Source organism: Mesorhizobium sp. M0802 (assembly GCF_040320115.1).
In the GTDB taxonomy this organism is placed as follows: domain Bacteria; phylum Pseudomonadota; class Alphaproteobacteria; order Rhizobiales; family Rhizobiaceae; genus Mesorhizobium.
Genome location: NZ_JAMYOY010000011.1, coordinates 63,957 through 90,523 on the forward strand (window position 1 = coordinate 63,957; position 26,567 = coordinate 90,523).

Annotated in this window: 26 protein-coding genes and 1 tRNA gene; 20 read left to right on the top strand and 7 right to left on the bottom strand. The window is 61.9% G+C overall.

Annotation, left to right across the window (positions count from 1 at the left end; translation table 11 throughout):
- Positions 1 to 19: 19 nt before the first annotated feature.
- Both NKI10_RS16895 and NKI10_RS16900 read left to right on the top strand, forming a co-directional pair.
- Positions 20 to 2,053 (top strand): lytic transglycosylase domain-containing protein, encoded by a 2,034-nt coding sequence (locus NKI10_RS16895; protein WP_352861022.1) that lies wholly within the window; start codon positions 20 to 22, stop codon positions 2,051 to 2,053.
- A 311-nt stretch (positions 2,054 to 2,364) separates the two neighbouring features.
- Positions 2,365 to 3,267, top strand: a complete 903-nt coding sequence (locus tag NKI10_RS16900) for an alpha/beta fold hydrolase (RefSeq protein WP_352861023.1) — start codon at positions 2,365 to 2,367, stop codon at positions 3,265 to 3,267.
- A gap of 58 nt (positions 3,268 to 3,325) precedes the next feature.
- On the opposite strand, the gene NKI10_RS16905 is transcribed toward NKI10_RS16900, so the two are convergent.
- Positions 3,326 to 4,402 carry a tyrosine-type recombinase/integrase gene (locus NKI10_RS16905; protein ID WP_352514212.1) on the bottom strand — a complete coding sequence of 359 codons (1,077 nt, stop codon included), beginning with the start codon at positions 4,400 to 4,402 and terminating at the stop codon, positions 3,326 to 3,328.
- 239 nt (positions 4,403 to 4,641) lie between these two features.
- Positions 4,642 to 5,814, bottom strand: a complete 1,173-nt coding sequence (locus tag NKI10_RS16910) for a porin (RefSeq protein ID WP_352625976.1) — start codon at positions 5,812 to 5,814, stop codon at positions 4,642 to 4,644.
- 464 nt (positions 5,815 to 6,278) lie between these two features.
- On the opposite strand from NKI10_RS16910, the gene NKI10_RS16915 reads away from it, so the two are divergent.
- The 3 genes from NKI10_RS16915 to NKI10_RS16925 all read left to right on the top strand — a co-directional run bounded on the left by NKI10_RS16915 (position 6,279) and on the right by NKI10_RS16925 (position 8,178).
- Positions 6,279 to 6,369 (top strand) — tRNA-Ser (locus NKI10_RS16915).
- Between the two features lie 268 nt (positions 6,370 to 6,637).
- Complete coding sequence (locus NKI10_RS16920) at positions 6,638 to 6,880, top strand: GIY-YIG nuclease family protein (RefSeq protein ID WP_023747471.1); 243 nt, start codon at positions 6,638 to 6,640, stop codon at positions 6,878 to 6,880.
- 122 nt (positions 6,881 to 7,002) lie between these two features.
- Positions 7,003 to 8,178, top strand: coding sequence for a porin (locus tag NKI10_RS16925; RefSeq protein ID WP_352861026.1), 1,176 nt, complete (start codon positions 7,003 to 7,005; stop codon positions 8,176 to 8,178).
- A 91-nt stretch (positions 8,179 to 8,269) separates the two neighbouring features.
- Here NKI10_RS16925 and NKI10_RS16930 read toward each other — a convergent pair whose 3' ends face one another.
- On the bottom strand, positions 8,270 to 8,431 hold the full coding sequence (locus NKI10_RS16930; protein ID WP_352861028.1) for a hypothetical protein: 162 nt from the start codon (positions 8,429 to 8,431) through the stop codon (positions 8,270 to 8,272).
- Between NKI10_RS16930 and NKI10_RS16935 the strand changes: the two genes are divergently transcribed.
- The 10 genes from NKI10_RS16935 to NKI10_RS16980 all read left to right on the top strand — a co-directional run bounded on the left by NKI10_RS16935 (position 8,430) and on the right by NKI10_RS16980 (position 17,838).
- Entirely contained in the window at positions 8,430 to 9,542 is a 1,113-nt protein-coding gene (locus tag NKI10_RS16935; protein ID WP_352861029.1) for a pyridoxal phosphate-dependent aminotransferase, read from the top strand. The two genes, NKI10_RS16930 and NKI10_RS16935, sit on opposite strands and share 2 nt — an antisense overlap.
- 156 nt (positions 9,543 to 9,698) lie before the next feature.
- Positions 9,699 to 9,983 (top strand): acylphosphatase, encoded by a 285-nt coding sequence (locus NKI10_RS16940; RefSeq protein WP_352861030.1) that lies wholly within the window; start codon positions 9,699 to 9,701, stop codon positions 9,981 to 9,983.
- Positions 9,984 to 10,052: 69 nt separating this feature from the next.
- A complete protein-coding gene (locus NKI10_RS16945; RefSeq protein WP_352861032.1) occupies positions 10,053 to 10,697 on the top strand; it encodes a TetR/AcrR family transcriptional regulator in 645 nt (214 codons plus the stop codon).
- On the top strand, positions 10,666 to 11,829 hold the full coding sequence (locus NKI10_RS16950; protein WP_023731403.1) for an isovaleryl-CoA dehydrogenase: 1,164 nt from the start codon (positions 10,666 to 10,668) through the stop codon (positions 11,827 to 11,829). The genes NKI10_RS16945 and NKI10_RS16950 overlap by 32 nt, the downstream gene beginning before the upstream one ends.
- 107 nt (positions 11,830 to 11,936) lie before the next feature.
- Positions 11,937 to 12,761 carry a DUF1444 family protein gene (locus NKI10_RS16955; RefSeq protein WP_352861033.1) on the top strand — a complete coding sequence of 275 codons (825 nt, stop codon included), beginning with the start codon at positions 11,937 to 11,939 and terminating at the stop codon, positions 12,759 to 12,761.
- An 8-nt stretch (positions 12,762 to 12,769) separates the two neighbouring features.
- Positions 12,770 to 14,377: a carboxyl transferase domain-containing protein gene (locus tag NKI10_RS16960; protein ID WP_352861035.1), complete on the top strand. Its 1,608-nt coding sequence runs from the start codon at positions 12,770 to 12,772 to the stop codon at positions 14,375 to 14,377.
- A 1-nt stretch (position 14,378) separates the two neighbouring features.
- A complete protein-coding gene (locus NKI10_RS16965; protein WP_352518911.1) occupies positions 14,379 to 14,909 on the top strand; it encodes an O-acetyl-ADP-ribose deacetylase in 531 nt (176 codons plus the stop codon).
- Positions 14,910 to 15,029: 120 nt separating this feature from the next.
- Positions 15,030 to 15,404 carry a hypothetical protein gene (locus NKI10_RS16970; protein WP_023670207.1) on the top strand — a complete coding sequence of 125 codons (375 nt, stop codon included), beginning with the start codon at positions 15,030 to 15,032 and terminating at the stop codon, positions 15,402 to 15,404.
- A 45-nt stretch (positions 15,405 to 15,449) separates the two neighbouring features.
- Positions 15,450 to 15,827 carry a hypothetical protein gene (locus NKI10_RS16975; RefSeq protein ID WP_352861038.1) on the top strand — a complete coding sequence of 126 codons (378 nt, stop codon included), beginning with the start codon at positions 15,450 to 15,452 and terminating at the stop codon, positions 15,825 to 15,827.
- 49 nt (positions 15,828 to 15,876) lie between these two features.
- Positions 15,877 to 17,838, top strand: coding sequence for an acetyl/propionyl/methylcrotonyl-CoA carboxylase subunit alpha (locus NKI10_RS16980; RefSeq protein WP_352861040.1), 1,962 nt, complete (start codon positions 15,877 to 15,879; stop codon positions 17,836 to 17,838).
- Between the two features lie 65 nt (positions 17,839 to 17,903).
- Here the strand turns inward: NKI10_RS16980 and NKI10_RS16985 are convergent, their stop codons facing one another.
- Positions 17,904 to 19,025, bottom strand: coding sequence for an ABC transporter substrate-binding protein (locus NKI10_RS16985; protein ID WP_023687260.1), 1,122 nt, complete (start codon positions 19,023 to 19,025; stop codon positions 17,904 to 17,906).
- Between the two features lie 386 nt (positions 19,026 to 19,411).
- Positions 19,412 to 19,678 (bottom strand): SEL1-like repeat protein, encoded by a 267-nt coding sequence (locus NKI10_RS16990; RefSeq protein WP_006199745.1) that lies wholly within the window; start codon positions 19,676 to 19,678, stop codon positions 19,412 to 19,414.
- A gap of 440 nt (positions 19,679 to 20,118) precedes the next feature.
- Here NKI10_RS16990 and NKI10_RS16995 point away from each other — a divergent pair, with 440 nt between their 5' ends.
- From NKI10_RS16995 to NKI10_RS17015, 5 genes are all read left to right on the top strand, one after another.
- Positions 20,119 to 20,460: a DUF2147 domain-containing protein gene (locus NKI10_RS16995; protein ID WP_023705415.1), complete on the top strand. Its 342-nt coding sequence runs from the start codon at positions 20,119 to 20,121 to the stop codon at positions 20,458 to 20,460.
- Between the two features lie 226 nt (positions 20,461 to 20,686).
- Positions 20,687 to 20,839: a hypothetical protein gene (locus NKI10_RS17000; protein ID WP_023670201.1), complete on the top strand. Its 153-nt coding sequence runs from the start codon at positions 20,687 to 20,689 to the stop codon at positions 20,837 to 20,839.
- 39 nt (positions 20,840 to 20,878) lie between these two features.
- On the top strand, positions 20,879 to 21,073 hold the full coding sequence (locus NKI10_RS17005; protein ID WP_023670200.1) for a hypothetical protein: 195 nt from the start codon (positions 20,879 to 20,881) through the stop codon (positions 21,071 to 21,073).
- A gap of 277 nt (positions 21,074 to 21,350) precedes the next feature.
- On the top strand, positions 21,351 to 22,811 hold the full coding sequence (locus NKI10_RS17010; RefSeq protein WP_352861042.1) for an AMP nucleosidase: 1,461 nt from the start codon (positions 21,351 to 21,353) through the stop codon (positions 22,809 to 22,811).
- A 140-nt stretch (positions 22,812 to 22,951) separates the two neighbouring features.
- Complete coding sequence (locus NKI10_RS17015) at positions 22,952 to 23,965, top strand: endonuclease/exonuclease/phosphatase family protein (protein ID WP_156932609.1); 1,014 nt, start codon at positions 22,952 to 22,954, stop codon at positions 23,963 to 23,965.
- Positions 23,966 to 23,990: 25 nt separating this feature from the next.
- Here the strand turns inward: NKI10_RS17015 and NKI10_RS17020 are convergent, their stop codons facing one another.
- Both NKI10_RS17020 and NKI10_RS17025 read right to left on the bottom strand, forming a co-directional pair.
- Complete coding sequence (locus tag NKI10_RS17020; RefSeq protein WP_502897545.1) at positions 23,991 to 24,737, bottom strand: DUF922 domain-containing protein; 747 nt, start codon at positions 24,735 to 24,737, stop codon at positions 23,991 to 23,993.
- Positions 24,734 to 26,413 (bottom strand): electron transfer flavoprotein-ubiquinone oxidoreductase, encoded by a 1,680-nt coding sequence (locus tag NKI10_RS17025; RefSeq protein WP_023715674.1) that lies wholly within the window; start codon positions 26,411 to 26,413, stop codon positions 24,734 to 24,736. Before NKI10_RS17025 ends, NKI10_RS17020 begins: the two co-directional genes overlap by 4 nt.
- Positions 26,414 to 26,567 lie beyond the last annotated feature (154 nt).

Sequence of the window (26,567 nt, forward strand, 5' to 3'; positions counted from 1 at the left end):
ACAGGGAAAGATCAGGATCATGCCGGCCGGTCGGCCACTCCGCTTCATATTGCTTGGCGCCGTTGCCCTGCTGATAGTGGGGACGGCGGCAAACGAGAGCGTCGACGAGCAGACGACCTCATCGATCCCGATGCCCGACATGCAAGACAGAGCGGAGACCGATGCGCCCTCCCCCAGCATCGTCGTGCTGAAAAGCGGTCTCGACGCATTGGCGACCGGCGATATCGCCGCGGCGCGAGCCGTGCGCGAAACATTGCCGGCCAATTCGCTGGACCGCCATATCCTGGCCTGGGCAATCGCGCTCTATGGCGGCGACCGTGTGCCGAGCAGCGAGATTGCCGATACCGCAAAGATGTTGCCGAATTGGCCGGGCACCATCGCTCTGCGCAAGAACAGCGAGCGCGCGCTTTATCGCGAAAACCCCTCGCCGCAGACCGTGGTGAAAGCCTTTGACGGCAGCCAGCCGCTGACCTTTCAAGGCGTGGTCATCCTTGCCCGTTCTTATGTAGCTCTTGGCAACACCAAGGCTGCGCTTTCCGTGCTGTCGCCATTCTGGCGCACCGAGAAACTGGAAGCCAGGGACGAGGCGGCCGTCATCAAGGAGTTCGGCGCCATCATTCCGGCTGCCGACCATCGTTTCCGCATGGAGCGGATGTTTTATGCCGACCGGGAGAATTCGGCGCTGCGGGTCGCAGCCCTTGCCGGCGCGCAACCGCTGGCCGATGCCTGGGCCGCCGCCTCGCGTGGCGACAAGAACGCGGCCAAGCTGTTGAAAGCGGTGCCTGCCGCGCAGCAATCGGCCGGCTATTTCTTCGCGCAAGCCGAATATCTGCGCAAGCAGCGGAAGTTTGCGGACGCCGCCGCGGTGATGATGAAAGCGCCAACGAACCGCGACGCGCTGGTCGATCCCGATGCCTGGTGGGTCGAGCGCCGCGTGCTGTCGCGCGCACTGGTCGACCAGGGCGACTGGAAGACCGCCTACAAGATCGTTGCCGCGCATGCCGCCGAAAGCCCCGCCAGCGCCGCCGAGGCCGAATTCCACGCCGGCTGGTATGCGTTGCGCGGCCTCAACGATCCTGCGACGGCCTCGACCCATTTTGCCCGCATCGCCGATCTCGCGCAGGGACCGATGTCGCTGTCACGCGCCTATTACTGGCTTGGCCGCGCGGCGGAAGTCGGCGGTCCCGGCAATGCGAAGGATTATTTCACCAAGGCGGCAGCCTATGGCACCACTTTCTACGGGCAGTTGGCGGCGGAACGGGTTGGCTTGCGCACGCTGAACATCGTCTATCCCGAGCCAAGCACTGCCGACCGCCAAAGCTTTGACGGCCGCGAAGCCGTCAGCGCCATCAAGCGGCTGCAGGAGGCGGGCTACGACCGCTATGCCGAGACGCTTTACCGCGACCTCGCCGGGCAGTTGACCAGCCCCGGCGAGCTGGCGCTGCTTGCGCTGCTGGCGGAAAAGCAGGGCAATCATTTCATGGCGCTGAAGATCGGCAAGATCGCCGGCGCGCGCGGCATCGATGTCGGCGCGCTGTCGCATCCGCTGGGCGTCATTCCCGACACCGCCGACATTTCCGGCTCGGGCAAGGCGCTGGCCTACGCGATCGCCCGCCAGGAAAGCGAATTCAATGTCGGCGCCGTCTCCAGCGCCGGCGCGCGCGGCCTGCTGCAGCTGATGCCGGGCACCGCCAAGCAATTGGCGAAGAAGGCAGGACTGAGCTTTTCCCAGGATCGGCTGACCAGCGATGCCGGCTACAATGCGACGTTGGGGGCTGCCTTCCTCGGCGAGCAGCTCGACCGCTTCGGCGGCTCCTATGTGCTGACCTTCGCCGGCTACAATGCCGGCCCCAACCGCGCCAGCCAATGGGTAGCCAAGTACGGCGACCCGCGCGGCAAGGGCATCGACGCCGTCGTCGACTGGATCGAGCGGATTCCCTACACCGAAACAAGAAGTTACGTGCAGCGCGTGATGGAGAATTACGAGGTCTACAAGATGCGTATTTCGGGGAAGTACGACATCGTTGGGGATTTGGTGAACGGGCGGGGTTGAGGCGGCAGAGCTGTCGCCATGGGCAGACGTTGGCGATCCTTCGCGCCCCCCTCTGGCCTGCCGGCCATCTCCCCCACGAGTGGGGAGATCAGCTGTCGTTGCCGATTTCGCCAATCTCCAACGTCGAAGGAAGGGCGTAGCGCCTGAACCGCCAATCTCCCCCCTCGTGGGGGAGATGTCCGGCAGGACAGAGGGGGGCGCTGTCCCTCCGACATTTCCAAGAGTGTCAGCTTGCCGACAACCCTCGATTTGACCGCTCCCACCCTCGCCTGTAGCAGACGGAGACAATCCGGCCAGGGAGTCCTTTCAATATGTCGAGCACCGACGGCTTTTCCGATTTCTTCTACACAGCGCCGGACGGCCTCAGACTTCACGCTCGCATCTACGGTGAGACAAACTCGGGAAACTGGCCGGTGGTCTGCCTGCCCGGCCTGACCCGCAACGCGCGCGACTTTCATGAGTTGGCGCTTTATTTGTCACAGCGGGCCGACAATCCGCGCAAGGTCATCGCCTTCGACTACCGTGGCCGCGGCCAGTCCGCTTACGACCCTGATATCGGCCACTACACTATCGGCATCGAGGCCGGCGATGTCCTCGACGGGCTGGCTGCCCTGGACGTCGAGGAAGCGGCCTTCGTCGGCACATCGCGTGGCGGACTGATCATCCACGTGCTCGGCGCGCTGCGGCCAGCCATACTGAAAGCCATAGTGCTGAACGACATCGGACCCGTGATCGAGGCCGCGGGGCTGGCCCATATCCAAACCTATCTCGACCCGGCACCGAAACCGAAGAGCCGCCATGAGGCGATCGATGCGCAACGCGTCGCGCACGGCGCGGATTTTCCCGCTCTGACCGCGGCGGATTGGGAGCGGATGGTGTCGGCCCTCTACCGCGAGACGGACGAAGGCCTCCTGTTGCCGGATTTCGACCCCCAACTGGTCGAGACGGTGGCGGGCCTCGACCTCAGCAAGCCGTTGCCGGATCTGTGGCCACAGTTCGAGGCGCTGGCGGCGATACCTTTGCTTGCCATTCGCGGCGCCAACTCGAAACTCTTGTCGGCCGACACACTCGACGAGATGCAAAAGCGTCATCCCGGCATGGAAGCGACCACCGTCGAGGGCCAAGGCCATGCCCCCTTCCTGGAGACAGGCAACCTGCCGGGCGCTATCGCGGCCTTCCTGGATGGAGTACTAAATACGGCCCAGGAAAAGTAAACCCCAAGATCAAATATGATCCTGGGGTTGCCATGCAGTATATGAAAGCCTTGGGCAACTATTTGGCTTTCGAGCTTTTCCGGGGCGTCTTGGGTGCCTTCGCAGCTGCCGCTTTGCTCTTTTGGGCAGGTGCCGGCACTGAGGCCGTGGTCAGCGGCGATGCGAAGGCGGAGTTTTTTCCATCGCCGGATAACCCCTCGCCGCGGGGCGTTTCCAGCACGACAACGCAGCCGTCGAGATCGTTGGTGGCCAGATGCGCATAGCGCATGGTCATCGAAAGCGTCTGGTGGCCGAGCCACATCTGCACGCGGCGGATGTCGATGCCGCCCTGGACCAGACGTGAGGCACAGGTGTGACGCAAGATATGCGGCACCACCTGGTCGTCGGCGCCGAGGCCGACTTCGGCCTTGGCATCGTTCCAGATGGCGCGAAACTGCGCCTGGCTGAGTTTGGTGAACGGACCTTTGGGCCGGCGGCCCTCTGAGGGCGGCAGTTTGATCACCTCTTTGACCCGCTCGGTCATCGGGATGGTGCGGCTGCGGCCGGATTTGGTGATCCAGAACGAGACGCGGTGTTCCTGGATGTCGTTCCAGATCAGTCCGAGCGCCTCGCCGAGACGGCATCCGGTGTCCACGAGAAAGCATGAAAGACGGTAGGCATCCTCGCTGCGGGTCCTGATGGCGGCGAACAGCCTTGCTTCTTCGTCCCTTTCGAGGAAACGTATCCGTCCCGCCCGCTCCTTCTGGCGGCGGAACTCGGGCAGGCTGTGGATATCCCCCATCTTGTAAGCCTTGCGCAGCAGTTTGCTGAGGGCAGCCATCTTTCGATTGATGGTTGCGTTGCTGTTGCCGCGCTGGCGCAAGGTGCCGATAAGGTTGTCAAGGGTGCTCTGGTCGAAGGCGCTGAACCGTTCTCCAAGGAGAATCTCGTCTATTTCGCCGATGAAGGAGCTGACATTGTACTTATGTCGCCCATCATCCCAGAGTATGTCTCGGTACGCTGAAAAAAGCTCTCCGACCCGGTGCGACTTTACTTCTCTGATCTTGTTGTAGCTGTATTTTATCTTCGCATTTTGAGAAGAGAACATTGAGAAATGTTCGGAGGGGTCGCCCTCTTGTATCGCTTCGATGGTCATAAATTGCCACACCCCCGAGTGGATAGAGTCAGACCTACCCGCTTGGAAGCGTCCTTTCAAGAGATTTAATCACGCAGTTGTGAATTCATCCACCATCAGCGGATCCCACGAACTCACCCTACGGACTGTTCAGCTGCCGATTCCCCCTGTTCCTTCTGCTTGTCTTGACCCAGTCACGAAACAAAACAGCCCGGGCGTTGAATCGCCCGGGCTGGTATTCACCTGTTTAAAGCTAGCCCTTAGAACGAGCGCTGGAAGCGGAGCATGCCGCCAATGGCGTCGTCATCGCGGGCATCGGTCCAATCGGAGTCGCCAACGTTGATGTAGTCGACTTCGGCCGTGACCGTGAAGCCGGGGACGACGTCATAGGCGATGTTCGCCGCGGCGCCGAAGTTCTTGTCCTCGTCATACGAAAGCTGGACGTTGAACGAGGTCTTCTCGTTGATGGTGTAGGTGCCACCACCCCAGACTGCCCAGTTGCCGCCCCACTGCTTGTAGAAGCCGCGGCCGCCGGCCGGGATTGCCCAGGTCGGATCCGACAGATTGTCGTCGGTGCCGTAGCCGCCAATGATGAACAGCGACAGGTTCTGCATCGGGGTGACGTCCAAACGCACCTTGCCGGCTACTTCTTCATAGTTGCTGTCGTAAGCAATGACGCCGGTGATGGCGCCCCAGCCCTGCGTATACTTCAGACCGCCGACGACATGCGGAACATAGCTGTCGATGGTGCCGACGACGCCAGCGCCTTCTTCGAGCGAGAGGACGGCGGAGAAGCCGTTGCCCGCATCGAAATAGTACTGGATGACGTTGGTGTCGAAGCCGCCGTAGGGGACCAGCGTATCCTGGATGACGTTGCCGGCATAGCCGATGAACGTATTGAAGGCCGATTCGTCCTTACCAACGCGCAAGCCACCGAGCTGGATCCAGGCGAAGTTCAGCGAAACGCTCTTCATGCCGGCCGGATTGCTATCGAAAGCGGTTTCATCGACGAGGGGTGTGGCCGGATCATCAGCGATGTTGGTGGCGTACCGATTGTTGTTGCCGAAGTTGAAGCGGGTCTCGGTGTAGGTCTTCAAGGTGCCGAGTTCGGTTTCCTGGCCGGTCCAGGTCTTGAAGGTGGCGCGGGCATTCTTGTACCAGGTGTCCTGCGCGTCACCATCTTCGTGGTCGAGCGACTCCGCACCCGTGAATGCGCCGACGTCGCCGGCGCCGATATCGTAGCGGACATAGCCGCCGATGCGCAGGCAGGTTTCGGTGCCGGGAATGTAGAAGTAGCCCGAGCCGTAAACGTCGCAAATCTTGACGTATTCAGCCGGTTCCGGCTCGGCGACGACGACGGCGTCGGCGGCGCGCGCACCGGAAACTGCGATCAGGGCCGCAGCGGAGCCGAGGAGAAGGCTCTTAATGTTCATTTTCTGACCTCCAGTCAAAAGTTAAAAAACGGGTCTGGGTATTCTTTGCTGAAGGACAGCGTTCCCTGCCCCATCCCCACTACCGAAAAAGATGCGCACCGCGCCGCTCCTTCGAAATCGACATTACCCATGAGGCGGCGGCGTTCAACCACGATCGTACCGGCGAAAGGGCTATGCGGGCGCTATCCCCATGCGTTGTTGCACAAATGACACGATTTGGCCTCAGTCAGAAAGCTCTCATTAACTATCGAAGGGCCCGCAAGCCTTATCCAGCGCCGCGCAATGCGGCCGAATCCGGCGATGGCCGGCCAGAATTGCGGCCATGTCGCCGACTCGCCAGCCAGGGAACTGCCGTAGAATCGCCGCATGCAAAAGGCGCCGCTGCGGCCGAATGCGGATTTTTCAACGATTATCGCGCCGGCTTGTTGATTGTGCCGGCGCTTTTCTCTATCCAGCGGCGCAACGGAGAGGTGGCCGAGTGGTCGAAGGCGCTCCCCTGCTAAGGGAGTAGAGGTCAAAAGCTTCTCGTGGGTTCGAATCCCATCCTCTCCGCCATCCTGCTTCGCTCTTCGAGCTTCGCAGGACAAGCCCAACCCTCAGCGCGAAGCAGGATGGCGGAGAGGATGCCCTCCGAAGCCTTGGCGTAGAAGGGCCGGACCGTGTGGTGTGCTACGTGCCGCACAGCGTAAGCCCAGACAATCCCTTGCAAAATTCGATTGGCAGTCCTGCTTCGCTCTTCGAGCTTCGCAGGACAAGCCCACCTCAGCGCGAAGCAGGATGGCGGAGAGGATGCCCTTCGACGCCCGGCAAAGGAGAGCAGCTCATGTGGTATGTGTATCTTCTGGAGAGTGCGGCTGCCGAACGCGAACGCTATATCGGCATAACGACGGACCTGAAACGACGGCTTGTCGAGCACAATGCGGGGAAATCCAGCCATACATCCAAGTTTCTGCCGTGGCGGATCGTCACCTATATGGCCTTTTCGAACCAGGGCAAGGCAGCTTCATTCGAGCGCTATCTCAAATCCGGTTCAGGGCATGCTTCCGCAAACAAGCGCCTGTGGTGATGGCCGCATCACCCGCAGCAAAGTTCCATTTTTCAATAGACCTCAACAATAACAACTGATTACAGCGAAAACGCCTGTCGCCGGCTTCACTGTCTTGTTCGATTCTGACTGGAGGTCAGAAAATGAACATTAAGAGCCTTCTCCTCGGCTCCGCTGCGGCCCTGATCGCAGTTTCCGGTGCGCGCGCCGCCGACGCCGTCGTCGTCGCCGAGCCGGAACCGGCTGAATACGTCAAGATTTGCGACGTCTACGGCGCCGGCTACTTCTACATTCCCGGCACCGAAACCTGCCTGCGCATCGGCGGCTATGTCCGTTACGACATCGGTGCCGGCGACGTGGGTTCGTTCGATGGTGCGACGTCCTTCGACCATAAGGATGGCGACGAGCAGGATACCTTCTACAAGAACGCCCGTTTCACGCTGAAGACCTGGACCGGCCAGGAAACCGAACTCGGCACCTTGAAGACCTACACCGAGACCCGCTTCAACTTCGGCAACCGCAACGGCTACCCCTCGGCAGACGATCCGACGACCGAAGCAGACGAGTTCAACTCCAACCCTGCCGGCAACAAGAACGTTTCGCTGAACTTCGCCTGGATCCAGCTCGGTGGCCTGCGCGTCGGTAAGGACGAATCGGCCTTCGACACGTTCATCGGCTACGCCGGCAACGTCCTCCAGGATACGCTCGTTCCCTACGGCGATTTCGATACCAACGTCGTCCAGTACTACTTCGATGCGGGCAACGGCTTCTCGGCCGTGGTCTCTCTCGAAGAAGGCTCCGGAACCGTTGGCACCATCGACAGCTACGTTCCGCATGTCGTCGGCGGCGTGAAGTACACGCAGGGCTGGGGCGCCATCACCGGCGTCGTCGCTTATGACAGCAACTACGAAGAAGTCGCCGGCAAAGTTCGTTTGGACATCACCCCGATGCAGAACCTGTCGCTCTTCATCATGGGCGGCTACGGCACCGACGACAATTTGACGGACTCGAGCTATGCGATCGACGCCGGCGGCCGCGGCTTCTACAAGCAGTGGGGCGGCAACTGGGCTTTCTGGGGTGGTGGCACCTACACCATCAACGAGAAGACCTCGTTTAATGCCCAGGTCTCGTATGACGAATGGAAGAATCTCGGTGTTGCCGCCAACATCGCCTACGACGTTGTTCCCGGCTTCACGGTCACGGCCGAAGTCGACTACCTCAATGCAGGCAAGTTCGACGACGCCAATTTCTCCAACTTCACCAACGCCGACAAGAAGAGCAGCATCGGCGGTCTCCTCCGCTTCCAGCGCTCGTTCTAAGACGCTCAGCCTGGCTGAAAATCGAACCCGGCGGGCAACCGCCGGGTTTTCTTTTTGAAGCGCCCGTCGCCATTGGCTGCAGTGCTGGCCTTCAAAAGGGTTGCCGCCTACCGGCGGTCAGGTGGTAGAGCGTGACCACCCGCGCCGATTTCATCACGGGCGTGATGGCCACTATTTCCAGCCGCGCCAGAACTTGCGCCGTCCTATTGGGCACGCTAGCAAGAAGGCCCATCTTCTCGTGAGCCTTTGCCATGCGCCAGCGCCCTGCCCTCACGCCGCTTGTCGGCGCGCTTCCCTCGACGGTGCCGTTTGTCGGACCGGAAGCGCAGGAGCGCGAGCGCGGACGTGCTTTTCGCGCCCGCATCGGCGCCAATGAAAGCAGCTTCGGGCCTTCGCCGCGCGTTATCGCCCGTATGGAGCGCGTCGCGCGTGACCAGTGGATGTATTGCGATCCCGACAATTACGATCTGAAGCAGGCTGCGGCCCGCCATCTCGGCGTCGGCGCCGAAAACGTCGTGGTCGGCGAAGGCATAGACGGGCTGCTTAGCCTGGTGGCGCGCATGTATGTCGCGCCTGGCGACGCGGTGGTCACCTCGCTCGGCGCCTATCCGACGTTCAATTTCCACATTGCCGGCGTCGGCGGCCGGCTGGTCACGGTGCCTTACGAGAACGACAAGGAAAGTCTGGATGGACTGCTCAAGGCAATTATCAAGGAGAAGGCGCCGCTGGTCTATCTCTCCAATCCGGACAATCCGATGGGCAGCTGGTGGGAAGCAGGAGATATCACCCGCTTCGTCGAAGCGTTGCCGGAAACCACGATGCTGGTGCTCGACGAGGCCTATGGCGAATTGGGGCCGGCCTCGGCGCTGCCGCCGATCGATGTCGCGCGACCCAATGTCATCCACATGCGCACCTTCTCCAAGGCCTATGGGCTGGCCGGCATTCGCTGCGGCTATGCGGTGGCGGAAGCGGAGGTGATCCGCGACTTCGAGAAGATCCGCAACCATTACGGCGTCAGCCGCATGGCGCAGATCGCCGGCGTCGAGGCGCTGGCCGACCAGGACTGGCTGCACAGCGTGGTGGCGCGAGTCGCTGCCGGCCGCACGCGAATCGCCGGGATTGCGGAGACGAATGGGCTAAAGCCGCTGCCATCGGCGACCAATTTCGTCACCATCGACTGCGGCCAGGACGGCGCCTTCGCGCTGAAAGTGCTGCAAAACCTTTTGTCGCGCGACGTTTTCATCCGCAAGCCGATGGCGCCAAGGCTCGAACGTTGCATCCGGGTCAGCGTCGGCCTCGATCATGAACTCGACATCTTTGCCGAGGAACTGCCCGGCGCACTCGCCGCGGCGCGGGGAAACTAGCCCCGCCGATTGCCATCGCAACAGAGCCTGCCGAGGCCGCCAAGGCCAAAACAGAATCAGCCGCGACCCCGACTCCGTCGATCCAGCAGCAATCCGACACTCAAGCCTGTTGCTTTCGTCCGATTCCGCGCCAGTTTCTGTGCATGGGAGGCAACGATGGATGACCGGCGAAGGGCAGTGCAGGCGCGTGTGCATGGCAAGGTGCAAGGCGTCGGCTACCGGATGTGGGCGCGAGGCGAAGCGACAGGGCTTGGCCTCGTAGGTTGGGTACGCAATGAACGAGACGGCACCGTGACGGCCTGGATTGCCGGTGCCGATGCTGCGGTTTCCACAATGATCGAACAGCTCCGGCAAGGGCCAAGGGGAGCTTCGGTTTCGAAGGTCGAGACCGAGGAATTCGAACTCCTCGACGCGCCCATCGACTTTCGGATCATCGTCTAGACGGAACCACTTTATTGCCGCTTGAATTAATTGAACGTTCGTTTTATTACTAGGTATCGGGAGACGTTCATGGCACGCACAACGGGATCCGACGGCGAAAAAACTGAAGCGGCCGTCCGGGAGGCTGCGGTCAGCCTGATCGCCCGCTTCGGCTACGAGGCAATGTCGATGCGGCAGCTTGCCGCCGAGGTCGGCGTCCAGGCCGCCGCGCTCTACCGCTATTTTCCGACCAAGGAAGACCTGCTGTTCACGCTGATGCGCGAACATATGGAAGGGCTGATCGAAGCGTGGGACGCCGCACGCCCCGACGCTGCCGATCCGGCAACGCAGCTTGCCGCCTATGTCGAAAACCACATCGCTTTCCACATCGAGCGCCGCCACTCCACCCATGTCTCGAACATGGAATTGCGCAGCCTGTCGCATGACCGGCTGACGCAGATACTGCGCATGCGCACCGCCTATGAGAAGGAGTTGCGCGCCATCCTGCGCGACGGCGCGGAGGCCGGCGCCTTCAGTGTCGATGACACCGGGCTCACTGCCATGGCCCTGATCCAGATGATGACCGGCGTCATCGTCTGGTTCCGGCCGGGCGAGCGGCTGTCGATGGCTGAAGTCACGGCGACATATCTTTCAATGACAATGCGCCTGGTTGGCGCGAAGATCGAAATCGGGGAGGAACGGCATGTACACGAACACACTCAGCTTCGGGCATGACGAGGACATCGAGGCGTTGCGCGATCTGGTGCGCCGCTTTGCCCAGGAGAAAATAGCGCCGATCGCTGCCGAGATCGACCGCAGCAATCAATTCCCCACGCATCTGTGGAAAGAGCTCGGCGCGCTCGGCCTTCTCGGCATCACCGCCGATCCCGATTTCGGCGGCAGCGGCATGGGCTATCTTGCCCACGTCATTGCGGTGGAAGAGATTTCGCGCGCCTCGGGCTCGGTCGGCCTTTCCTACGGCGCTCATTCGAACCTCTGCGTCAACCAGATCAACCGCTGGGCGACGCCGGCGCAGAAGGAGAAATTCCTGCCGGCATTGTGCTCGGGCGAAAGGGCAGGTGCGCTGGCCATGTCGGAATCGGGCGCCGGCTCCGACGTCGTCTCGCTCAAGCTGCGCGCCGAAAAGCGCAAAGACCGCTATGTGCTCAACGGCTCGAAAATGTGGATCACCAACGGCCCCGACGCCGAAACGCTGGTGGTCTACGCCAAGACCGATCCGGAGCGGAAATCGCACGGGATCACCGCCTTCATCGTCGAAAAGACGATGGCCGGCTTCTCGGCATCGCCAAAGCTCGACAAGCTCGGCATGCGCGGCTCCAACACCGGCGAACTGGTGTTCGACAATGTCGAGGTTCCCTACGACAATGTGCTGCATGAGGAAGGCCGCGGCGTTGAGGTGCTGATGTCGGGCCTCGACTACGAGCGCACCGTGCTCGCCGGCGGCCCGCTCGGGCTGATGGCGGCGAGCCTCGATGTCGCCATCCCCTATGTGCATGAGCGCAAGCAGTTCGGCCAGCCGATCGGGGAGTTCCAGCTGGTACAGGGCAAGCTCGCCGACATGTATTCGACGATGAATGCCGCGCGCGCTTACGTTTATGCTGTCGCGGCTTCCTGCGATCGCGGCCAGACGACACGCAAGGATGCCGCCGGCTGCGTGCTGTTTGCCGCGGAAAAGGCGACGCTGATGGCGCTCGACGCCATCCAGCTGCTTGGCGGCAACGGGTATACCAACGAGTATCCGACCGGCCGGCTGTTGCGCGACGCCAAGCTCTACGAGATCGGCGCCGGCACCAGCGAAATCCGCCGCTGGCTGATCGGGCGCGAGATCATGGCGGAAGGGGTTTAGTGCCTGCCAAGATGGCAGGCTGTAGTTTTGCGGGTATCGAGAGACAAGTAGGGCGATAGATGGTTACGTCATCGGGGCATCCAGTCACAAGGCGGGGGATATTTGCGATGGCTTTGTTTTCCACAATCGCTGGCTTTCTCGGGCGCGCGAAGGCTCAGAAGCGTCGCTTTTCTAATATGGCGGAATTCAGAGAGCTCGTAATTGCCGAATTCAAACGGCAGCCGGGTGTCGATAGCGCTGTCGCAGACCCATCGGATCCTGCAAAAATCGGTGCAAAACTCGATGGCGCAGAAGTGACGGCAGACGTCACAAACGTGTTCGGGCACTTGAACTCATACCCCGACGAAGACGCCGATGCGGCCATACGCAGGCTTGTCCGAGGCCTCGCCGAAATACGACCTAGGGCGAGTGAAGAAAGTCTGATCGCGGTGATACGGACCCAGCAGTATGTCGAGCACCTCAAATCGATGGGTTTGGATTTATTGTGCGAACCGCTGGTTGGTGAAATTGCGGTCGTATACATGGCCGACCTTCCCGATTCAGTCTCACCTGTTGCTCCGACGGACTTCCCCGGCCGGGCGCTTTCCGATTTGCGCGATGTCGCACTAGGCAATGTGAAGAAATGGCTGCCGAAAATTGTCTCCGACGGCCAGATTGGCACATTTTATCTCTATTACGTCGACGGCAATACGATGCTCTCCACGAGCCTTGTGCTGCTCGACGAGTTCTGGCTGTCGATCAAAGCACAGTTTCCCGGCGATGTTTTATTTGCGCTGCCGCGCCGGGATCAATTGTTCATCTTCGATGCGAGCAATCCGCAGGCCCAAAGCGCGGCCAGACAGATGATCGACGTCACGTTCGAGGATGGCTTCAATCTGCTATCCGATAAAATTTTCGAACGCCGCAACGGCAAACTCCTAGCCCAGATGTAGAGCTCGAAATGGCCGTACTCCAGACCCAGATCTCGCCCTCCTCCGAGACCTTCCGCGCCAATGCCGAGCGCATGCGGGCGCTGGTTGCCGACATTGCTGACAAGGCGGCAAGCGTCGAGCGCGGTGGCTCGGAGGAGGCGCGCGAGCGTCATGTTTCGCGCGGCAAGCTGTTGCCGCGCGAGCGGCTGGCGCAGTTGCTCGACACCGGCTCGCCTTTCCTCGAGATCGGCCAGTTCGCGGCATGGTCCATGTATGGCGAGGAGATTTCCTCGGCCGGCCTCATCGCCGGCGTCGGCCGTGTCGAAGGCACCGAGGTGATGGTCGTGGTCAACGACGCCACGGTGAAGGGCGGCACCTATTACCCGCTCACCGTGAAGAAACATTTGCGGGCGCAGGAGATCGCGCTGCAAAACAATCTGCCTTGCGTCTATCTGGTCGACAGCGGCGGCGCCAACCTGCCTAATCAGGACGAGGTGTTTCCCGATCGCGAGCATTTCGGCCGCATCTTCTACAACCAGGCCAACATGTCGGCGGCCGGCATTCCGCAGATCGCCTGCGTCATGGGCTCATGTACTGCGGGCGGCGCCTATGTGCCGGCAATGTCGGACGAGACGATCATGGTGCGCAACCAGGCGACCATTTTTCTCGGCGGCCCGCCTCTGGTGAAGGCGGCTACGGGCGAGGATGTCAGCGCCGAGGAGCTTGGCGGCGCCGACGTGCACACCAGGCTGTCCGGTGTCGCCGACCACTATGCGCTGGACGACGAACATGCCCTGGCCATCTGCCGGCGCATCGTCAAAAATCTCAACCGGCGCAAGACTGTAAGCCTGACCTTACAGAAACCCATGCCGCCGCTTCATGACGCGCAGGAACTCTACGGCATCGTGCCGACGGATCTGCGCCAGCCCTATGATGTGCGCGAGGTGATCGCGCGCGTCGTCGACGGCTCCGAGTTCGACGAGTTCAAGCAGAATTACGGCACCACGCTGGTCACCGGCTTTGCCCATCTTCAGGGCATGCCGGTCGGCATCATCGCCAACAATGGCGTGCTGTTTTCCGAAAGTGCTGTGAAGGGCGCGCATTTCATCGAACTGTGCTGCCAGCGCAAGATCCCGCTGATCTTCCTGCAGAACATCACCGGCTTCATGGTCGGGCGAAAATACGAGGCCGGCGGCATCGCCAAGGACGGCGCCAAGCTGGTGATGGCGGTCGCCACCGCCAAGGTGCCGAAGGTGACGATGATCATCGGCGGGTCGTTCGGCGCCGGCAATTACGGCATGTGCGGCCGCGCCTACTCGCCGCGGTTCCTGTGGATGTGGCCGAACGCGCGCATTTCGGTGATGGGCGGCGAACAGGCGGCGACCGTGCTGGCGGTGGTCAAGCGCGAGGGCATCGAGCGCAAGGGCGGTGAGTGGAGCGCGGACGAGGAAGCGAAATTCAAGAAGCCGATCCTGATGAAATACGAGCATGAGGGCCACCCGCTCTACTCCTCGGCGCGGCTGTGGGACGACGGCATCATCGATCCGGCGAAAACGCGCGAAGTGCTCGCGCTCAGCCTTTCGGCCGCGCTCAACGCCGACATCGAAGAAACGAAGTTCGGCGTGTTCAGGATGTAGGATGAGCAAGTTCGGCGAACGGATACATGGCCACACCGGCGACATCACCAGGCTTGCGGTCGATGCCATCGTCAACGCCGCCAATTCCTCGCTGCTGGGCGGCGGCGGCGTGGACGGCGCCATTCACCGCGCCGCAGGCCCGGAGCTCGAATTCGAATGCCGGATGCTGAACGGCTGCAAGGTCGGCGAAGCAAAGCTTACCAAGGGCTATCACCTGCCGGCACGTTACATCATCCACACGGTCGGACCTGTCTGGCAAGGCGGCGGAAAAGGCGAAGCCGGGCTGCTCGCCTCCTGCTATATCAGGTCGCTCGAAATCGCCGCCGCCAGGGATTGCCGGACCGTGGCATTTCCGGCGATCTCCACCGGCATCTACCGTTATCCGAAAAATGAGGCGACGCAGATTGCCGTTGGCATCGCAGGTACCTTCGTCGGACAGAACTCAACGCCCGAAACAGTTATTTTCTGCTGCTTCGACGAGCCAACAGCTCAACTATACCGACAAGCCGTTGCTGCCATTGGAGGATGCTAGTCTGCATGGATAAGATGGTTCATCCACCTACGCAAAAGCAATTTTCGGTGAGCAGGCTGGCGGCACTGGAGAATAGACGCTATTGTTCATCCCGCATTGGGCAACGGGGATGGGGTAAAGATGAGGCCGAAATATTCGGGAAAAACGACTGCGTCGGTACTTGCAGTCTTGCTTATATTTGCGGTACCCGGCGTTGGCGCCGCGGCATCGCTGGCGGGAAGCAAAGGCGACATCCATTTCTATCCGTATTTGCCGAAAAGCCCGAAAGACCAGTGCACCATGGCTTACAACGCCTATGTGGCCGCCGGCGGCCATTCGGCCTATGCGACCACGCCCTATGCCCGGATCCGTTCGTTGTACATCATCTGCGGCTCGGGCTTGAATGCACCGTCACAGAAGGCTGCCGAAGAACGGGCGATGAAATCCTGCGAGTCCGCCCGCAGCCATTACAAGGTCATTACAGGTGCGGGCTGCGAAGTTGCGGCATCGAAGTAGGCCGACAAGCATCGGCTTGGGCATTTTTCAAATGGGCGGCGCAAGATGAAATCGACACGCATCAAACGAATTACTGTATCGATGCCTGCAGGCCTGCTCGTATTTACGGCACCCGGTATCGGGGCGGCTGGATCGCTGGCGGGCAGCAAGGGAGACACCCGATTCTGGCCTCCGTTGTCACTGAATCCAAAGGAGCCCTGCACGAAGTCGTACAACGCCTATGTCGCGGCGAGTGGCCACTCGGCCTACGCGACCACATTCTACTCGCGCGTCGACGATCTTTACATCATCTGCGGTGCGCGGCTGAACGCGCCATCTCAGAAGGCCGCGGAAGAGTTGGCGTTGCGAAGCTGTCAGGTTGGCCTGAAAAAGTGGAAGGTTCAGACCGCGAGCGGCGGCTGCAAAATCGCGGCTTCGAAATAGGCTCATTCATGCCAGACCGGCGCCGCCCGAGACAAACTCTGGAGGCTCCATGTTCGCCAAGATCCTGATCGCCAATCGGGGCGAGATCGCCTGCCGGGTGATACGCACGGCCAGGAAGATGGGAGTGCGCACCGTTGCCGTCTATTCCGACGCGGACGCCAAGGCTCTGCACGTCGAAATGGCTGACGAGGCGGTGCATATCGGCGCTTCGCCCGTCGGCGAAAGCTATCTGCGCGGCGACAAGATTGTTGCGGCGGCGCTGGCGACCGGCGCCGAAGCAATTCACCCCGGGTACGGCTTCCTCTCGGAAAACCCCGATTTCGTCGACCTGGTGGTGGCGGCGGGGCTCACCTTCATCGGCCCGTCGGCCGCCTCGATCCGCGCCATGGGGCTGAAGGATGCGGCCAAGCGGCTGATGGAGAAAGCAGGCGTGCCGGTGGTGCCGGGCTATCATGGCGAGGCGCAGGAGATCGTGCTGCTGGCGTCCAAGGCGCGTGAGATCGGCTATCCCGTGCTGATCAAGGCGCGCGCCGGCGGCGGCGGCAAGGGCATGCGCCGCGTCGAACATCCCGAAGATTTTTCGGAAGCGCTGTCAGGCGCACGGCGCGAGGCCAAGGCCGCGTTCGGCGACGATCGCGTGCTGGTCGAAAAATACGTCGACAAGCCGCGCCACATCGAGGTCCAGGTGTTCGGCGACAATTTTGGCAATGCCGTGCATCTCTACGAGCGCGACTGCTCGGCGCAGCGCCGCCACCAGAAGGTGATCGAGGAAGCGCCGGCGCCCGGCATGACGCCGGCGCTGCGCGAGGCGATGACGGAAGCGGCGGTCAAGGCGGCCAAGGCGATCAGCTATTCCGGCGCCGGCACCATCGAATTCATCGTCGATGCCTCGCAAGGGCTGAAGGCCGACCGCTTCTGGTTCATGGAAATGAACACCCGCCTGCAGGTCGAGCATCCCGTCACCGAAACGGTCACCGGCACCGACCTCGTCGAGTGGCAGTTGCGGGTAGCCGCCGGCGAAAAGCTGCCGAAGACGCAGAGCGAAATCACGCTTTCCGGCCACGCCTTCGAGGCGCGCATCTATGCCGAGGACGCGGCGAAAGGGTTTCTGCCGGCGACCGGCACGCTGCATCACCTGGCGTTTCCCGACAACGCGCCCGAAGGCGCCAGCATGCGCATCGAGACCGGCGTGCGGGCCGGCGATGCGATCTCGCCCTTCTACGATCCGATGATCGCCAAGCTGGTCGTCCACGCCAAGGACAGGCAGGCGGCACTCGATGCGCTCGGGACTGCGTTGTCGCAGACCGAGATTGCCGGCTCGACCGTCAACACCGCCTTTCTCGCGGCACTTGCCGCGAACACCGATTTTTCGGCCGGCGACGTCGATACCGGCCTGATCGGCAGGCATCAGGAAGCGCTGACCGCGGTCGCCCCGCCGCGCAGCGAGATCGTTGCCGCGGCGGCCCTTGCCGCGGCTGGCGCCGGTGCCTTGCCGCCGTCGAACGATCCGTGGTCGGCGCTTGCCGGCTATGCGCATTTCCACAGCATTGCGCGCCGCACGCGCCTGCGCCATGGCGAGGACGATATACTGGCGCGTGTTTCAGTGCGGCCGGACGGGCGCTTCGAGGTGGCGCTGGACGCGCCCTATGACAGCGTCAATTCGCATGATCTTCGCGCCGCCCCTCGCCTTGCCCGCTGGCCAGGCCACGTCACCGTGTTCGAAGGCGCGGTCGGCTACAGTTTCCTCGTCCCGGATCCGCTGGCGCGCACCGACGAGGCGGCCGCCGCTTCCGGCAGCCTGCGCGCGCCGATGCCAGGCGTGGTCAAGCTGGTGCGCGCGGCAAAGGGCGAAAGGGTGATCAAGGGCCAGCCGCTACTGATCCTGGAAGCGATGAAGATGGAGCACACGATCGCGGCCAGCCATGACGGCGTGATCGCGGAAATCGCCACCGAGGGCGCGCAGGTCACCGACGGAACGGTGCTGGTGCGCTTCGTTGAAGAGGCTGCATAGCCGGCTGGAGGCTTGAATGAAAAATGGCCGGGACAAGCCCGGCCATTCCATGAGTACGCGGCCGCTTACTGCGCGATCGGTGCGTATTTGCCGTCGTGCCACTGGTTGATGTCGTAGCTGGCGTTCTTCAGATCGCCCTTCTCGTCGAAGGTCACGTCGCCGACCACGGTGCTGAACGGCGTGCCGTTCTTCAGCGCTTCGGCTACCTTAACCGGATCGTCCGTTCCGGCGCGCTTGACGCCCTCTGCAAACGCCTGAACGACGGCGTAGGAGAACAGCGTAAAGCCTTCCGGCACGAAGCCGCCCGCCTTGATCTTGGCGATGGCCTCCTTGGCCTCCGGCTTGGCCTGCGGGTCCGACGGAAAGACGAACAGGGTGCCTTCACCGGCGGGGCCGGCGACCTGCCAGAATTCCGGCGAGGCGATCGAGTCCGGCATGATCAGCTGGAACTTAACGCTCTGCTCGGCCGACTGACGCAGGATAAGCCCGGCTTCCGGGTGATAGCCGCCGAAATAGACAACGTCGGCCTTGAGGTCCTTCAGCTTGGTGACGAGAGCCGAATAATCCTTCTCGCCGGCATTGATGCCTTCATAGTCGATCTCCTTGAGGCCACCGGCATTCATCGTCGCCTTCACGGCATCGGCAACGCCCTGACCGTAGGCGCTCTTGTCATGCAAGATAACGACATTCTTGCCGGCATATTTCTTGGCGATCCACGGGCCGATGAAGGCGCCCTGCGCGTCGTCACGCGTATAGAGACGCATGATCGTCGGCCAGCCGGCCTTGGCGGCGGCATCGGTCAGCTCGGGATTTGAAGAGGCCGGGCTCATCATCAGCGCGCCGGCCTCGGCGTAGACGGCGGAAGCCGGGATGCTCGAACCTGAACAGGCATGGCCGTCAATAAACTTGACGCTGTTGGCAACGATCCGGTTGGCCACAGAAACCGCCTGCTTGGGATCGCACTGGTCGTCCTCGATGTCGAGCTTGATCATCGAGCCGTTGACACCGCCGGCGGCGTTGATCGCATCGGCGGCTGCCGTTGCGCCCTGCTTGAACTGATCGCCGATCGTGGCGAGCTGTCCGGTCATCGGGCCGACCACCGAAATGGTGATGTCATCGGCAAAGGCAACCGGCGCGCTCATCATCAGGCCAAATACGGCCGCGCTCAAAATACCCGTTTTTTTCATGGTGATAGAACTCCTCCCACACTCGCGCAGCCGCTCTGGCCGCGCTTCTTTCCGAAGGCGGGACAATTTCATCCTTCATTGGGCCTGTCTAGGCGCATCGGCGCCGCTCGATTGGGCCTCATCAACGCAAAAAGCCACGCCAGCCTGTTCCGGCCGGTCGTGGCTTTTTGCTCGTAGCAGTCCCCATGCGCCCCCGCGCCACGAAAACCTGCCCGCCGTCCCCATTGTGCACGACTGGACCGTGCCGGCCTGCCGCGTTCTTGTTCTTTCATGGTCGGCCGTCTTGTCGCGGCCTTGTCGTTTCACCGGTTCCGACCGTCTTTGCGGTCTTGATCCCGGGGCTTCCCTGTTTTCGATAATCTGCCTGCGATAATCTGCTCGCGATCTCAGTGCATCGTCATCCATTCGCGGGCTTCGCGCAGCGCCTTGGCGATCTCGACCTTGGACATTGCGGCCGACAGTTCCGAGCGCAGTTCCGCGGCGCGGACCGAGCCCTTGATGGCGGCGATGTTGAACCATTTGTGGGCGGCAACGACATCGGTCTCGCAATCGCGGCCGGTCGCATACATCATGCCAAGTTCGAAAAGAATGTCGGCCTGGGCAGTTGCCCCCATGGCGCCGAAGCCGGCTTCAAGCATTTCAAAACGTGCCATTTTAGTCCCCTGTCTGGCTCCCGAGAGCGGGCCTCTTCTGTCCCCCGGTGTTCCCTGGGGAGCCGCTCTTTCGATGCTTCCGAGAATGAGGCCGAGCCTTGAATCCGTCGTTAAATGGCGTGCTTAATTTGGAGAAAACAAAGCTAAAACAAGAGGTAAACGCGGAAATTCGTTAAGGATACAAAGTCAGCAATCCCGCCGTTTTTCGATCGATTTGACGAAAATTTGCAAGGCGCCGATCAACACTCTGCTAACCACGCAAACCAAAGCCAACGCCTCGATCGTTTCATTTTCACGGGCTGCGCTCTCCCGACCCCGCATGAAAATTGCGAAACCTTCCGTCGCGGCACCCGCTTTTGTTTTGCCGGGAGCTGGATTAGCTTACGTTTGCGTAAGGGGCAGAGAGGCGGCTGCCCCACCTAACACCAGGGAGGACAGATATGTTTCGCAAAGTGAGCTTGGCCCTGGCGGCCACCGTGATGATGGCTGGTGCGGCCTGGGCGGATCCGATCGAAGGGAACTGGAAGACACAAGCCGGCGACACAGCAGTTATCGGCGGCAGCGGTTCATTCTCCATCACCCTGAAGACCGGCAAATATGCCGGGAAGACTATCGGTTCGCTCAAGGCGGCCGGGGCCAACAAATATGCCGGCAACATCACCGATCCGGCAAACGACAAGACCTATTCGGGCAAGGCAACACTGTCGGGCACCTCGCTCAAAATGAGCGGCTGCGTGCTCGGCGGGCTGATCTGCAAGAGCCAGACCTGGCACAAGCTCTGATCTTGCTGCTTTGAGTTGACCAACGGGGCCTTCACAGGCCCCGTTTTCTTTTGCAGGACGGTCCGCGCCATAGCGAGGACCGTGCCGTTTGCGGCGGCGCAAACCCGAACCGATGCTCTCCCTAAAACATCGTCAATCACTTTGAACCGCAGATGAACGCCGGCATCAGCGCCGGTTCAGTCGCATCAGGGCATTTTGATGGCGTGTTCAAGGAGACACTCCGCAAATGCTCGCTCGCCGCTTCACCATCGTCTGCCTGTTGATGAGCCTGTTCGGGATGCTCTTCGCCATCCTCGTGGCCGAATCCGGCCGTCCGGCCCGTTCCTGGGATGCAGCCAGTTCCTGCCAATTCGATTGCATGAACCATTTTCGCCCCTGAGACGACAAAGACATAGATCCAAACAGAAAAGCAAAAGCCATGAACCGCATCGCCATCAACGCCCTCCAGACCCTTCGGCTCCTGCCGCGGGCGGCGCTCGTCCTGGTCGTGCTGTCGGCGCCGGTCCTGGCCATGCCAATGATGCGGGCCAATGCCGACACGACGATCGACGCGCCGGCGACGAAGAAGCATGGCGTCGGCTTTGTCTTGCTGGTCAGTCTGCAGCGCGGGTAAGGTGTGCCGGTATTAAGGTGATGCCGGCCTGCAAGTGGCGGCCTTGGTGCTCACATGCTTCGAGTACGCTCCGCTCCGGTTCTCGAAGCCAGCCAGTTTGGTCGCTTCGCGCCCGTCCTCGACTCCGGCTCAGCGTTACCTGAATCTCAGCACACCTTGGGCGTGGACGAATAAATCGACCACTTGGCGGCCACCCTCCCCTCCCAAGTGCGGCCTCAAGTCTCTATATTGAGCCATGGAAAAGCGAATCTACCCACAAGCTATCGAATCGGTCGTCATGCCGGAGCCTTTCGGCAAGCGGAGCTTCGACGACGCCAAAAAGGCCGTGGCCGCCTTGCAGGTGCTCTACGACCGCAACACCAAGTTTCTGCGCGACTCCTTTGCCACGCTTGCCGCCGGCGGCGACGAAAGCAAGCGCTACCGCGCCTTCTACCCGGAGATCGGCGTCACCACCAATTCGTTCACCCAGATCGACTCGCGCCAGGCCTACGGCCACATGCCGACCCCCGGGCATTTCTCGACCACCATCACCCAGCCGGTGCTGTTCGAACGCTATCTCGTAGAGCAGCTTCGCCTGATCATGCGCAATCACGGCGTGCCGGTAACGGTTTCGGAATCGACCACGCCGATCCCGCTGCATTTCGCGTTCCTTGAAGGAACCCATGTCGATGGCGCCGCCGCCGACCGCATCAAACGGCCGATCCGCGACCTGTTCGACGTGCCGGATCTCGACGGCACCGACGACCAGATCGCCAACGGTACCTTCGAGGTCGCGTTCGGCGAACCAAGGCCGCTGGCGCCGTTCACGGCGCAGCGCATCGACTATTCGCTGCACCGCATGACGCACTACACGGCGACCAGCCCGCAGCATTTCCAGAACTTCGTGCTGTTCACCAACTACCAGTTCTACATCGACGAGTTCGTCGCCCGAGCGCGGGCCCAGATGGCTGAAGGCGGCCACGGCTATACCGAATTCGTCGAACCGGGCAATGTCATCACCAAGGCAGGGCAAAACGCGCCCAGCGAAGGCGTGGCGGCGCCGCGCCTGCCTCAGATGCCAGCCTATCATCTGAAGAAGCCGAACCATGGCGGCATCACCATGGTCAACATCGGCGTCGGCCCGTCCAACGCCAAGACGATCACCGACCATGTCGCGGTGCTGCGGCCACATGCATGGCTGATGCTCGGCCATTGCGCCGGCCTGCGCAACACTCAGGCGCTGGGCGACTATGTGCTGGCGCATGCCTATGTCCGGGAAGACCATGTGCTGGACGATGACCTGCCGGTGTGGGTGCCGATACCGCCGCTGGCCGAGATCCAGGTGGCGCTGCAGGAGGCGGTCGCCGAAGTCACCGGACTTTCCGGCTATGATCTCAAGCGCATCATGCGCACCGGCACCGTCGCCACCATCGACAACCGCAACTGGGAACTGCGCGACCAGCGCGGACCGGTGCAGCGGCTGTCGCAGTCGCGCGCCATCGCGCTCGATATGGAATCGGCCACGATCGCCGCCAATGGCTTCCGCTTCCGCGTGCCCTACGGCACGCTGCTTTGCGTCTCCGACAAGCCGCTGCATGGCGAGTTGAAGCTGCCCGGCATGGCGACCGAATTCTACAAGCGGCAAGTGGCGCAGCATCTGACCATCGGCATCAAGGCGATGGAGAAGCTGGCGGAAATGCCGATGGAACGGTTGCATTCGCGCAAGCTGAGAAGCTTTTCGGAGACGGCCTTTCAGTAGACCGGCTTGCCGTAAATGTTTGCCGCGAGGCGTTTCGTCATCTTGATTGGGCCGCATTTCAGCCGATAAAGGCCTGATACCTCGGCAATGTATTACCCGGTCTATGGGCAAAACCCGGTCTGATGGCACGCGTGCGAAAGATGATGGCTTCAATGGCGTTCCTGGCAATGCTCGGCCTCTCGGCCGCGCTTGTAGCCGGGTTCTTTGGCGCACTGCATCCGGCCTTCGATTCCTTCGCCCATTTCCGCATCCATTTTGCCGTGCTGATGGGGCTGATTGCGCTGCCGCTGCTCGCCACCTCGTTTCGCCTGCAGGCGGGCGTGGGCCTGCTGCTGGCCGTGGCCGCCTTCGCCAGCACGTTGAGCGCCTTGCCGCGCCTGTGGCCGGTGCAGGCCGCCAATGACGCCGCGCCCGGCAACGAACCGGTCTACCGGCTGCTGCAGATGAACCTGCGTTTCAACAATCCGACACCCAAGAAGGTTCTTTCGCTGATCGCCAGGACCAACCCAGACGTGATCACGCTCGACGAAGTATCGGCCATGTGGGCGACCGAACTCGGCTATATCCAGAACGCCTATCCCTATCGCATCCTGTGCGCCCATCCCGACGGCGTGTGGGGCGTGGCGCTTTTGTCCCGGCGACCTTTTGCGGCCGGCACCGAGCCGCATTGCGAACCGCGCGGCGCGATGGCGGCCGCCACCATCGATTTCGGCGGCACTCCGGTCGATGTCGCGGCGATCCATTTGAGCTGGCCGTGGCCGAAGGAACAATACTGGCAGATCGGCGAGTTGACCGAGACGCTCACCTCGCTCGGCGAGACGGCGATCATGGCCGGCGACTGCAACGCCGTGCCGTGGAGCGCCGCGGTACGGCGCGTTGCCTCGCTCGGCGGACTGACCGTGATGCCGTCGGCCGGACCGACCTGGATCCACCGGACCCTGCCCGATTTCCTGCGGCGCTATGCGGGCCTGCCGATCGACCAGGTGTTTTCGAAGGGCGGGGTGACCATCCTGTCGTCGACGCAGATGGAAGAGACCGGCTCCGATCATCTGCCGGTGATGGTGGAATTTTCATTGATGCGCGACGAGACCAAGCCGGTCGACGAGGATTCTACCGCGACTGTGTCGCTGATCCAGCCCAGCATGGGCGGCTAGATCGTACGCCACGGGGCTTACGGTTTCACAAGCCTACCAAGGCCTCGATGATGCGCTCGACATGGCCGCCTTCACTGTGCTCGCGCGCGTCGAACGCGATCTGTTTTGCCTCATAGAGCTTGGAAGTGGCTTGCAAGCGCCGCGTGGCTTCGACGCGCGTTTTGTTGCATTGCGGATCGTTGGCAAATTTCAGGCCGCGAACCGACCGCTCGGCAGCCTGCATCATCTGCCCGGCGATACGGCCATGGGTTCCTTCATGAGCGAGAACGCCTGTGAAAAACCGGTTCCAGCGTTTGCGCAGCGCCGGCGTGATGGCCGAGGCGACGCGCGGGTAGGTGTAGGCGATGTTGAGCGTTCCATTGGCCTGGCGCAGGCGGCAGACGCCGTTGACCTGACCCACGTCCAGGCTCCAGTCGGCGGTGTAGCTTGTCTGCGCGATGGCGTGGGTCATGAAACCGTGCTTGGGGCCCCTGCGGTTCATGGCGATAACCAGACCGGCACCTGTCGTGCCGGTGATGTCATAGGTTCGCGTCTTGACGACGGTTTTCACCCCCGCCGACGCCGTCCCGACGACGCCGCAGGCCGCGCTTACGACGGCAAGGCAAAACAAGACCAACACGCGCATGCCATTTTCCCCATGGACGCGGCAATGAGACCACAAGCAGACGACGGTTTCAACAATCTTTGGCGCCGAGCGCCTTACATGCCTTGGTAAACCCGGCCATCGCCGCCATTTTTGCTGGTTGAGACGGCCCCGGTCGGTGAGGCTCACATGCCCTGATAGACCGGGCCTTCGCCGCCTTGTGGCGGCACCCAGTTGATGTTCTGGTTGGGATCCTTGATGTCGCAGGTCTTGCAGTGCACGCAGTTCTGCGCGTTGATGACGAAACGCACATCCTTGTCAGACGGATCGGCGGCGGCGTTGCCGTCCTTGTCGACCCATTCGTAAACACCGGCCGGGCAATAGCGGGTCGAAGGCCCGGCAAAGACATCATGCTCGGAACGCTTCTGCAACTCCATGTCGCCGACGATGAGATGCACCGGCTCGTTTTCCTCGTGATTGGTGTTGGACAGGAACACCGAGGACAGGCGGTCGAAGGTCAGCACGCCGTCCGCTTTGGGATAGGCGATCTTCTTGTGCTTGGCCGCAGGCTCAAGCGTGGCATAATCGGCCTTGCCATGTTTCAGCGTGCCGAAGGGCGAGAAGCCGAACAGCGTGTTCAGCCACATGTCGAGACCGCCGAGGCCGACGCCGATAATGGTGCCGAAGCGCGACCAGAGCGGCTTGACGTTGCGGACCTTCTTCAAATCCTTGCCGATATCGGTCGCGCGCCAGGCGTCCTCATAAGAAGACAGCTCGTCATTGGCACGGCCGGCGCCGATCGCTTGCGCGACATGCTCGGCCGCCAGCATGCCGGACAGCACCGCATTGTGCGAACCCTTAATGCGCGGCACGTTGACGAAGCCCGCCGCACACCCCATCAGCACGCCGCCGGGGAAGGAGAGTTTCGGCACCGACTGCCAGCCGCCTTCGGTAATGGCGCGCGCGCCATAGCCGATGCGCTTGGCGCCCTCGAAGGTGCGCGATATCGCCGGATGCGTCTTGAACCGTTGGAATTCCTCGAAGGGCGACAGCCAGGGGTTCTTGTAGTTGAGATGCAGGACGAAGCCGACCGCGACCTGGTTGTCCTCGAGGTGGTAGAGGAAGGAGCCGCCGCCTGTCTTCAGGTCGAGCGGCCAGCCGAAGGAGTGCTGCACCAGGCCCGGCCGGTGGTTCTCGGGCTTGACCTGCCACAGCTCCTTGAGGCCGATGCCGTACTTGCCGGGCTCACGGCCGTCGGACAGTTTGTATTTTGCGATCAGCTGCTTGGACAGCGAACCGCGCGCGCCCTCGCCGATCAGCACGTATTTGCCCATCAGCGCCATGCCCGGCGCAAAGCCCGGGCCATGTGTGCCGTCTTTTTCGACGCCCATGTCGCCGGTGACGACGCCCGTGACCGCGCCGGCATCGTTGTAGACGAGGCTGGCGGCAGCAAAGCCCGGATAGATTTCGACGCCTAGCGCTTCAGCCTTGGTTGCCAGCCAGCGGCAGACATTGCCGAGCGAGACGATGTAGTTGCCGTGATTGTTCATCAGCGGCGGCATCAGTATATTGGGCAGACGGAACGAGCCGGCGGGGCCGAGCACCAGGAAATCGTCGGCCGTAACCGGCGTCTTGAAGGGGTGGCCATCTTCCTCGCGCCAGCCCGGCAACAGGCGGTCGACGCCTATGGGATCGACGACGGCGCCTGACAGAATGTGGGCACCAACCTCGCCGCCCTTTTCCAACACCACGACGGAAAGCTCGGGATTGACCTGCTTGAGACGGATCGCTGCGGCAAGGCCCGCCGGGCCGGCCCCGACGATGACCACGTCGAATTCCATGCTCTCGCGTTCGATCTCGCTCATCAACCCCTCCGCTCTGGCCAACCGTTTCCGGCATTTTGCTGGCTCCTGCGCTGCATAGCGCATCAATCCGCGACAGGAAACCGGCGCTGACGTGACAATGCCGATTTCGACAAAAAGTCGCGGATGACAACTCTGCCGCAAGCGTTTTGCGCGC

Bases quoted from the DNA above. Each gene is read 5' to 3' on its own strand.
- NKI10_RS16895 (WP_352861022.1), top strand. From the start codon at position 20: ATGCCGGCCGGTCGGCCACTCCGCTTCATATTGCTTGGCGCCGTTGCC.
- NKI10_RS16900 (WP_352861023.1), top strand. From the start codon at position 2,365: ATGTCGAGCACCGACGGCTTTTCCGATTTCTTCTACACAGCGCCGGAC.
- NKI10_RS16905 (WP_352514212.1), bottom strand. From the start codon at position 4,402: ATGACCATCGAAGCGATACAAGAGGGCGACCCCTCCGAACATTTCTCA.
- NKI10_RS16910 (WP_352625976.1), bottom strand. From the start codon at position 5,814: ATGAACATTAAGAGCCTTCTCCTCGGCTCCGCTGCGGCCCTGATCGCA.
- NKI10_RS16920 (WP_023747471.1), top strand. From the start codon at position 6,638: ATGTGGTATGTGTATCTTCTGGAGAGTGCGGCTGCCGAACGCGAACGC.
- NKI10_RS16925 (WP_352861026.1), top strand. From the start codon at position 7,003: ATGAACATTAAGAGCCTTCTCCTCGGCTCCGCTGCGGCCCTGATCGCA.
- NKI10_RS16935 (WP_352861029.1), top strand. From the start codon at position 8,430: ATGCGCCAGCGCCCTGCCCTCACGCCGCTTGTCGGCGCGCTTCCCTCG.
- NKI10_RS16930 (WP_352861028.1), bottom strand. From the start codon at position 8,431: ATGGCAAAGGCTCACGAGAAGATGGGCCTTCTTGCTAGCGTGCCCAAT.
- NKI10_RS16940 (WP_352861030.1), top strand. From the start codon at position 9,699: ATGGATGACCGGCGAAGGGCAGTGCAGGCGCGTGTGCATGGCAAGGTG.
- NKI10_RS16945 (WP_352861032.1), top strand. From the start codon at position 10,053: ATGGCACGCACAACGGGATCCGACGGCGAAAAAACTGAAGCGGCCGTC.
- NKI10_RS16950 (WP_023731403.1), top strand. From the start codon at position 10,666: ATGTACACGAACACACTCAGCTTCGGGCATGACGAGGACATCGAGGCG.
- NKI10_RS16955 (WP_352861033.1), top strand. From the start codon at position 11,937: ATGGCTTTGTTTTCCACAATCGCTGGCTTTCTCGGGCGCGCGAAGGCT.
- NKI10_RS16960 (WP_352861035.1), top strand. From the start codon at position 12,770: ATGGCCGTACTCCAGACCCAGATCTCGCCCTCCTCCGAGACCTTCCGC.
- NKI10_RS16965 (WP_352518911.1), top strand. From the start codon at position 14,379: ATGAGCAAGTTCGGCGAACGGATACATGGCCACACCGGCGACATCACC.
- NKI10_RS16970 (WP_023670207.1), top strand. From the start codon at position 15,030: ATGAGGCCGAAATATTCGGGAAAAACGACTGCGTCGGTACTTGCAGTC.
- NKI10_RS16975 (WP_352861038.1), top strand. From the start codon at position 15,450: ATGAAATCGACACGCATCAAACGAATTACTGTATCGATGCCTGCAGGC.
- NKI10_RS16980 (WP_352861040.1), top strand. From the start codon at position 15,877: ATGTTCGCCAAGATCCTGATCGCCAATCGGGGCGAGATCGCCTGCCGG.
- NKI10_RS16985 (WP_023687260.1), bottom strand. From the start codon at position 19,025: ATGAAAAAAACGGGTATTTTGAGCGCGGCCGTATTTGGCCTGATGATG.
- NKI10_RS16990 (WP_006199745.1), bottom strand. From the start codon at position 19,678: ATGGCACGTTTTGAAATGCTTGAAGCCGGCTTCGGCGCCATGGGGGCA.
- NKI10_RS16995 (WP_023705415.1), top strand. From the start codon at position 20,119: ATGTTTCGCAAAGTGAGCTTGGCCCTGGCGGCCACCGTGATGATGGCT.
- NKI10_RS17000 (WP_023670201.1), top strand. From the start codon at position 20,687: ATGCTCGCTCGCCGCTTCACCATCGTCTGCCTGTTGATGAGCCTGTTC.
- NKI10_RS17005 (WP_023670200.1), top strand. From the start codon at position 20,879: ATGAACCGCATCGCCATCAACGCCCTCCAGACCCTTCGGCTCCTGCCG.
- NKI10_RS17010 (WP_352861042.1), top strand. From the start codon at position 21,351: ATGCCGGAGCCTTTCGGCAAGCGGAGCTTCGACGACGCCAAAAAGGCC.
- NKI10_RS17015 (WP_156932609.1), top strand. From the start codon at position 22,952: ATGATGGCTTCAATGGCGTTCCTGGCAATGCTCGGCCTCTCGGCCGCG.
- NKI10_RS17025 (WP_023715674.1), bottom strand. From the start codon at position 26,413: ATGAGCGAGATCGAACGCGAGAGCATGGAATTCGACGTGGTCATCGTC.